The 7,684-nt window shown below is 64.9% G+C and carries 8 protein-coding genes; all 8 read right to left on the bottom strand.

Going from position 1 to position 7,684, the window contains the following annotated elements; all coding sequences use genetic code 11:
* Positions 1-948: 948 nt before the first annotated feature.
* Entirely contained in the window at positions 949-2,151 is a 1,203-nt protein-coding gene (locus A5700_RS05125) for a cytochrome P450 (RefSeq protein WP_082960680.1), read from the bottom strand.
* Positions 2,152-2,420: 269 nt separating this feature from the next.
* The gene (locus A5700_RS05130) at positions 2,421-3,029 is read right to left on the bottom strand and encodes a carbonic anhydrase (RefSeq protein ID WP_068075396.1); all 609 of its coding nucleotides are present in this window, start codon (positions 3,027-3,029) and stop codon (positions 2,421-2,423) included.
* Positions 3,030-3,408: 379 nt separating this feature from the next.
* A complete protein-coding gene (locus A5700_RS27365) occupies positions 3,409-3,546 on the bottom strand; it encodes a 3-alpha domain-containing protein (RefSeq protein ID WP_369828229.1) in 138 nt (45 codons plus the stop codon).
* Positions 3,483-3,938 carry an MOSC domain-containing protein gene (locus A5700_RS25105; RefSeq protein ID WP_369828228.1) on the bottom strand — a complete coding sequence of 152 codons (456 nt, stop codon included), beginning with the start codon at positions 3,936-3,938 and terminating at the stop codon, positions 3,483-3,485. The genes A5700_RS27365 and A5700_RS25105 overlap by 64 nt, the downstream gene beginning before the upstream one ends.
* An 18-nt stretch (positions 3,939-3,956) precedes the next feature.
* The gene (locus A5700_RS05140) at positions 3,957-5,198 is read right to left on the bottom strand and encodes a hypothetical protein (protein ID WP_068075402.1); all 1,242 of its coding nucleotides are present in this window, start codon (positions 5,196-5,198) and stop codon (positions 3,957-3,959) included.
* 28 nt (positions 5,199-5,226) lie between these two features.
* The gene (locus tag A5700_RS05145; protein ID WP_068075404.1) at positions 5,227-5,862 is read right to left on the bottom strand and encodes a pyridoxamine 5'-phosphate oxidase family protein; all 636 of its coding nucleotides are present in this window, start codon (positions 5,860-5,862) and stop codon (positions 5,227-5,229) included.
* A gap of 68 nt (positions 5,863-5,930) precedes the next feature.
* A complete protein-coding gene (locus A5700_RS05150) occupies positions 5,931-7,160 on the bottom strand; it encodes a PPE domain-containing protein (protein ID WP_068075407.1) in 1,230 nt (409 codons plus the stop codon).
* Between the two features lie 137 nt (positions 7,161-7,297).
* A partial coding sequence (locus tag A5700_RS26505; RefSeq protein WP_231991381.1) for an alpha/beta fold hydrolase occupies positions 7,298-7,684 on the bottom strand: 387 nt, incomplete at its 5' end.

A 7,684-nucleotide genomic window follows, 5' to 3' on the forward strand; every position in this document is an offset into this window, starting at 1 on the left:
GTCGAACTCGTCCAACAGGTGCAGCCGCTGCCGCGCACGTCCCTACCTCCCTGAAGGCAACCCGGCGCCGCAAAGCCACTTCCAAACAGCACTACCGAAAAACCAGCCTTCAACGCCGCTCGAGCACATACGGCTTTGTGGTGTCGGTTAGCCGTTGGGGCACAACGCACAACGTCGACAGCCGGCACGGCATCAGGAGCGCCTCCCGGGCCAGCGGAGATTCGCCGCACAGCGCCTTGATTCACGCGCCCATGATACCGACGCCTCGGGAACGTCGGTCATGATCCTGCGCCAACGTCTGGTTGATCGCTAAGCGCCGTTGCCGACACGCCGGATGCGGCCATGCGCACCGCCGCAAACACCGGGGCGCCGCGCGAAACAGATTCGGGATAAATCACCGCCCCGCCTGGACTCGTTAGTCATTGAGTCGATCACTGTGGTTGCGATCGCGTTGTGGCTGGCTCGATAAAACGTCGGTTAATGTGTCCCGCCCGGGTTAGCAATGCACCCCCAAAGGCCTCCCACAGCCTGCAACGCCGCAGCGTCGTGTTTGGGGTCGTGGGTGGCGCTGGGCGTGCTCGCTAGCGTGGTCTCCGCCGCTACCGGGCCCATCGTTACCTTGACGTAGCGAAGAACCGACAACAGCGGTCCGTCGCGACGGCATCGTCGTCCGCACCAAGAGCGTCGACGGTTGCGCCTGCGCCGTCGAATTGACCGCGGCAGCCGTTGCGGCGGCAAGCACAATCTATGTCATGGAAAACCCGGACGAGTGGGTGGAGCCGAGGCGACCACGTTCACGTCTCGACAATTTCGCGCCTCGTCGCTTCCTCGCGTACAGCACGACGACCGCCTGCGATAACACCGCCGCTCGACCGTCCGTCCAGTTAAGTCTGGAAGAACCGAATCGACGCCGTTTCTGGTATCCGTGATGTCCCTGAACGCCAGCTTCTAGCTGACGGTTCGTACGATCAACCGAGTGGGTGACCGGCCGAGGACTCGCCGCCATGGGATGTCCGCAGTCTCCTCGGCGAGGCGCAGTTCGGGTTTCCGGGCCAAAACGGCGCGCAAGGACTCCTCCACGGCGAGTTTCGCTAGGGCGGTGCCGACGCAATAGTGGGTTCCGGCACCGAAGTTGAGCAATCTCGGCGTGCCCTGCGCGGCGAAGCGGCCTGGGTCAAAGCGGTCCGGGTTGTGCCACGCCGACTCGTCCCGGCAGGCAGCCGCGATGCATAGCAACACCATCGTACCCGCGGGAATCGTACTGTGGCGCAGCTCGATCGGTGCTATTGCCGTGCGCGGGATGACCGGGATGCTTGGCTCCAGTCGCATTGTCTCCGCCGCCACCCGCACCAACTCTGCTCGATCGTGGCTGACTCCCTGCAACACGTCGCGATGTTGCAGCGCCACCATGATGCTGCACGGGATCTGGCTGCCGATTGTATCGTGGCCGGCCACCAAAAGATTGACGATCATGACCACCGTCTCGTCGTGGGTCAGGCGAGTCCCCTCGGCCTCGGCCGTCAGGAGATCGGTGATGAGGTCGCGTCCCGGACTGCGGCTTCGTCGCCAAGTCAACTCGTCGACATATTCACGAAGCTCCCCGATCGCGGTTGTGGCATCGGCAACTTGGTCCTGAGTCATCACAAAGAAGACCGGGCTTAGCGCGTCGGCCCATCGCGCGAACCGAGCGACGTCATCGTCGGGCACCCCGAGCAAACGGCAGGTCAATTTCGCGGCCAGCATCGAGCAAGCCGCCACGAGATCGCCGCGCTCGCCGACCGAGGCGATCGCCGCCGTGGCCATCTCGGAGGCGGCGCTTTGCAGGGCGGCCACCGACCGCGGCGTGAAAGCGCGGGATACCAGCGACCGCATCCGGTGGTGATAGTCACCCTCCGTGGTGAACATCAGTTTGCTGTACCAATCTCGGAGCGGCCCCTCGGTGATGCCCATGATGTCAAATAGGGTCAGGCCGATGCCGTGCAGCCGCTGGTCGTGCGCCAAAGCTTCGACATCGCGCTGGCGAAGCACGACTACCGCCCCGGTCATCTCGTCTCGTGCCAACGGACCCCTTCTTGCGGCGTCGCGCAGCGCGCCATGCATGTCAGCCGTCATGCTTCCGGTCAGATCGACGGTAGGCAGCGCATCGCCCATCTAGACGTCCTCAGAGATTCGCCGGTGCCGCGCCGCCTCTTGCGGAACACAAACTCGTCGGAAACCGTCGATCCGAATCGCTGGAAACCATCTACCGTCCGCACCTCGTTCGTTGTGCACAGTTACACAACGCACCCTGACGCCAACGAGTTCAACGGTGTGTGGAACCTGCTATCGCCATAAGCCCGTACACATGGGCCAACGGAGCGCCGAATTACAGGATGAAATAAGCGGTCTCCATCATTTCCAGCGCTACCCGCCTGTGGCCCTCACTTCTCGGCAGGCGTAACGGCGATATCACCGACGAATGCATCGGCATCGATGTCGTACACGTAGCCGATCACCTCTACGGAGGCTGGTACTGCCGGTGAGTCCCTTACTATCTGGACGTCATGGCGAAGCGTGGACGTCAAGTGATCGATAGCGATGCTCTCTTTGTCGTAGAGGTCGCCAATGTCGATCCCTTGCTCCAACTGGTAGGCCTCGAGCAGACCCTGACTGGTAAAACTGCTTGTGCCGCAGCTTGTGTGGTGTACGACGACGACTTTTTCGAGGCCGAACAGATGATGGGCGATCGTGATTGACCGCAAGGCGTCGATTGCACGGCCTCCCGCTACGACTACGGGGAAGATTGTGGACGTCGAGCCGACTTTGTTGCCCTGTCCGTCGTGCACCACTTCACCCGGATAGACCTCGTCGGCAAGCAATTTCGCGAGTTGGAGCGGAATGTCAGCAGCGCGCGGATCGTAACAGTAGGTGACCACGGTTTTCAGGGGCACGGCGTTGTGGAAGGCTTTCCGCATGTCACGCTCGACGTAACCGGGGGTTTGCGAGTAGACAAAGCGATCCAGGTCTTCAATGGCGGGCTGGTGTGTCATGTCTTGCTCGTTTCGTCGGTCGGCGGCACCCTGGCCGGTGTTGCGAAAGAAGGGCAGTCTGGTGCTGGCTGTTCACTTAAGGGTTGCCTAGGTGCGCGCCTGCGACAAGCGGCAATACCAGATCACTGTGATCAGTCTCGGCAACAAATGCCCATTGGGGAGCGATTTGCCGACGTCGGTACCGACCAGGCACCGGCGGCCGGGGGCCTAGGTCGACCGTCTTCCCGGAGCGCCCGGCTTAGTGATCGAAATGGCTTTTTTTGCGGGGTTAAGCCGCGCCCAATGATTGCCGGCGCGTGAGGAATTGGATGAGCGTGGGTGCTGGTCACGCACAGTGGCCGAAACCCCGGCCAGGCCGGCGGGGTCGCGGTGGTGCCGGTTAAGCCGCTGTCGCCGCCGCATTGTCAGCGCCGTGTTCGAGTAGCTGTTGCAGCGAGCGCTTCCAACCTGGGCTCAGCGCCGGGATGCGCAGTGCCCGGGTGAGTGTGTCGCGGGGACGGCCCGGCAGGTAGAGCAGCGCCTCGATCTCAGCGACGGTGACCCCTTCTGGTCCGGCGGTGATCTTGTCGATGGCCTGTCCGGCCTCGACTTCGCCTTGGCGACCACGCGGCAATAGAAGCCCGGCCGCCGATGCGAGACCAGCAGCGCGGCCATGCGTGGCTCACCGAGGCGCGTGCCCACCCGACAGCAGGTGACCCGGGGTTGGGTGGCGGCGAGTTGGTAGACCAGCACGGCCCGGTTTTCCCCGCCGTGGCCGTTTAAGTCGCCCTGACCGTCACCGTCGAGGTTGAGCCGGCGAACCATACGCGGACCCGCAACCGGCGCCTTAAATACTCCGGTGTAGACCGTATGCCCGTGCCAGGAAACGTCTTTCGGCGTACCGACGTTCACTGATACCAGCTTGGCCATGAGATTCTCTCTGATGAATTACGAGCTCGCAGCCGTGGGACAGAATCCGGGCACTATCGACAGAGCGGCGACGATGATGGCGGTCAGCACGGGCATGGACACGACGTTGCCGATGAAGGGGTGCAAGTGCGTTGGCAGGCGGCGGGCTATGGCCGCGGCCAGCGGCGGCGCGGCCAGTGCGCCCAACGCAGCCCCGGTGACGACTGCCTGGACACTGCCGCCAAAGGCGAGCACGGTGGCCGGTGCCACGGAGACCACCGGGACGAAGGTGGGATACCAGCCGTACTTGGACCACTGGCGATGCCACATCACAATTGCCATCCCCGCGGTGAGCACTTGCGCAATCAGGATGCGCGGCAGCATGTTTCCGGCCCCGCTCGCGCTGGCCGGATCAACTAGATAATTGATGAGGGTGCCCGCGAGCAATGCGGCGCCGGCCCATTCGTTGCCGATAAATTGCGCCTCGGTGAAGTCGGCGAGCATGCGGCGCGCCACCCAGCAGGGCCCCGGGCGTGCCGTCCCCGCCAGGTAGTGCCGGGATTCGTTGTGGCACCGCGGCACCGGAACCCTAGGCGGGGGCATCCACGGCAAGTGCCGGCACAATGTGAAACCGATCAGCGCGCTGACCCACATGCCGGTGGTAGCACCGACGACGGTGGGCAACCCGAGTGGACGGCAGCCGAAATTCACCGCGGCGGCCAGCGCCGCCGGTGTGGTGAGCCCGGCCCCGAGCACCGCACCGGTGAGGGCCACCGACGCCCGCCCACCATAGAGCAAAACCACGGCGGGTGGCAGCGACGCGAACGGCACGAAGGTGGGCTGCCAGGCCCCCGTGGTGGGGATGGTCCAGTCCCACGCGAGGTTGCTGAGGGCCAAACCTAGACCGGCACTGCCGACCGCCCATACATACAACCCGGTTCCCGAACTGACCGGAAAGCCCGTCCAGCGTTTGTCGGCGCGGAAGCTCATATGTGCCAACAGCCCCGCCCACACCATGAGCAATCCCGCGATTGTGGAATGGGCGAAACCGGGCTCGGTGGTGTCACCTATCGTCCAGGCGAGACGGCCTAGGGATTGCCCATGCCACGTGCGGGCATGAGTCGGGGCAGCCGGTAGGCCCGGACTGAGTCGCTGGAGGACGAGAAGAGCTAGGGTCGTGACGCCTACGAGCGCCGCGGCGGTCAAACCGACGCGCACGGCTTGAAATCGGGGGAGCCGCGACGGCCGGGGTGAAGTGACGCGGGCGTTGAGCGGGGCCATGGGTGCCATCTCCGACAAGCCGTGCCGGTCACTGTGAGATTCCACTTGTGCTGCGAATACTGGCGTTTTCTGCCTGCAGTGCTGCTAGCTGATCCCGGAGCGCCGCCAGGGCCGGTTCGAGGTCGGCGGCGCTGTAACGGGGCGTGATATGTTGCGGGCAGTTCCAGTCGGACGCCTCGACGTCGATGACCACGGCGCGCTCCACGGCGGCCTCATAGTCGGGAGCCATTAAGGACGAGGCGAGCTGCGGATCGTCCTGGGCGGTGACGACGCGAGCGTGGCCGAAGATCTTGAGGCGCCGTCGGTGCACGTAGTCCACGGCGATGATCGCGACGCGATCCTGGGCGGCCAGGTTGCCGGTGCTGATATATTGCAGGTTGCCGCGAACGTCGGCCCACGCGAGGGTGTGTTCGTCCAGAACACGCAGAAAGCCCATTGGGCCGCCGCGGAATTGAACATAGGGCCAGCCCGTGGAGCTGATGGTGGCCAGGTAGAAGCTGTCGCGTTGGGCGAGGTAGTCCTGCTCGGTCGCGGTCAGCGGGTCGCGGCCGGGCGATGCCTTTCCGGCGATGCGTTTGCGGTCATAGAACGCTTGGCTGCCATGATCGCGTTGGATGGCGCGAACGTCCTCGGTGAACGCGATGGTCGCGTAGTGCTTGCTCATGAAGTCCCTTTCGCCATCGGGCGCATCGCGATCTGGGCATCCGCCCGCTCCAAGCCGTTTTACGGCCGTTACTCGGCGAGTAGCCGGCGCTTTTGCCCGGTGAATTCATCGTCGGTCAGAATGCCGAGCTCTCGAAGCCGGGCCAGCTCATAAAGATTGGCGGCCAAGGTCGCGAAAGAGCCGGGAGCTGGCCCATGTGGCGGCTTCACACTGCGGGGCGGTGTCGTCGACGCTGCGCTGCATCTGGTGCCGGCGACTCTGTAGCCAACCGTGGCAGGAGCCCTGACAGCCAGTTGCTCGAGGAGGCTTTCCCTTCCGGCCGCGAAGGTATCACCGGCCGTGCCTCGCATCGTGGTCGCCAGCGGCGCAACGCTCGAGCGCAACACCGGTGCAGGCGCCCACGCCGGGGGCACCGACAAGCCGCCGACCGCAGCTGCCACGGCCGTTCGCGCGGACACCGTGATCGGCTGCTGAGAGGTCGAGGCGCCCGTCAGGCGTGGCGCTCCCAGTCGGTCCAGGCGGCCGAGGATCTTGTCCTCGGTGCCCGAAATCTCGTACCCGACGCCCATTATCGCGGTTCTGGCCTGCGATGCGGACTCCGAGGCGGCATACGCGTTCGCCAGGCTGACCGTCCCCTCGGCGGTGTTAGCGGGCGACAACAGACTCAGGGGCGATGTCAGGGGGCCGAGTTGTTGCAGAAACGCCGAGATCCCCCTAGCGGGGGCCGTCGCGGCTGCGGCAACAGCTGCCCCCGTCGGCGCCGGTTGATCCAGCAGCGCGCCGCCCGCCGGCGCCGCGAACGGTGTCAAACTCGCCGCCCGGGCCGACGCCGCGGCATATTCGTACATCGCGGCGGCGTCTTGGGCCCACATTTCGGCGTACTGCGCGTCGGTGGTCATGATTGCCGGCGTGTTCTGACCGAACACGTTGGTGGCAGCCAGCGACGCGCGCAGGCTGCGGTTGGTCGCAATGATCGGTGGTGGCACCGTCAGCGCAAAGGCCGCCTCGAAGGCGGTCGCGGCTGCCGTGGCCTGGTCCGCGGTCTGCTCGGCCAGCTCGCCGGTGTCGGTCAGCCATGCGATATGGGCCCCAATGGCGGTGGCCATCGACTCTGCGGCCTGGCCCCGCCACGGGCCGGTGGTAAGGCAGGTGACTACGGACGAGTATTCGTTGGCCGTGCAGGACAGCTCCACGGCTAACGCCTCCCAGGCTGCCGCGGCGGCCAACATCGGTGCCGCGCCGGGACCGGCATAGATGCGGGCGGAGTTGACTTCCGGCGGCAGCGCCGCGAAATCCATTACGGGCGTTCCTCTCTCGCCTGGGGACCCGAGTCGCCCTTGGGCGGTCGGGGAGGAGCGCTATCCTGCGCTCGCCGGAGCCGCGGAAGGCGTTGACCTCAGCATTGTTGAGCGTGGCGACGCCATGCTGGTGGCCGCTACAGTCGACCGAGGAAGTCGCGGATGTAGCCGCTGATTTCTTCTCCGTGTGTCTCGAGAGCGAAATGTCCCGCGTCGAGCAAATGGAATTCGCCGTGGGGGAGGTCGCGGCGGAAGGCTTCTGCGCCGGGGGCGCCGAAGATTTCGTCATTCTTGCCCCACGTGACCAGCAGCGGCGGTTGGTGGGTGCGGAAGTATTCTTGGAACTTGGGGTAGCCGTCGAGATTGAACTGATAGTCCCAGAACAGCTGCAGTTGGATGGTGTCGTTGCCTCTGCGGTCGAGGCCTGCCTGGTCCAGTAGCCAGGTTTCCGGGGCGATGCGGTCGAGTCGATCGGCCGGCACGCCGTGGGTGTACTGCCAGTGCGTCGTCTGCAAGGTGAAGTA

The organism is Mycobacterium sp. E1214, from assembly GCF_001666755.1.
GTDB lineage: Bacteria > Actinomycetota > Actinomycetes > Mycobacteriales > Mycobacteriaceae > Mycobacterium.

Excerpts from the sequence above, each read along its gene's own strand:
- A5700_RS25105 (WP_369828228.1), bottom strand. The coding sequence starts at position 3,938 with ATGGCCAAGCTGGTATCAGTGAACGTCGGTACGCCGAAAGACGTTTCC.
- A5700_RS05140 (WP_068075402.1), bottom strand. The coding sequence starts at position 5,198 with ATGGCCCCGCTCAACGCCCGCGTCACTTCACCCCGGCCGTCGCGGCTC.
- A5700_RS05145 (WP_068075404.1), bottom strand. The coding sequence starts at position 5,862 with ATGAGCAAGCACTACGCGACCATCGCGTTCACCGAGGACGTTCGCGCC.
- A5700_RS05130 (WP_068075396.1), bottom strand. The coding sequence starts at position 3,029 with ATGACACACCAGCCCGCCATTGAAGACCTGGATCGCTTTGTCTACTCG.
- A5700_RS05150 (WP_068075407.1), bottom strand. The coding sequence starts at position 7,160 with ATGGATTTCGCGGCGCTGCCGCCGGAAGTCAACTCCGCCCGCATCTAT.
- A5700_RS05125 (WP_082960680.1), bottom strand. The coding sequence starts at position 2,151 with ATGGGCGATGCGCTGCCTACCGTCGATCTGACCGGAAGCATGACGGCT.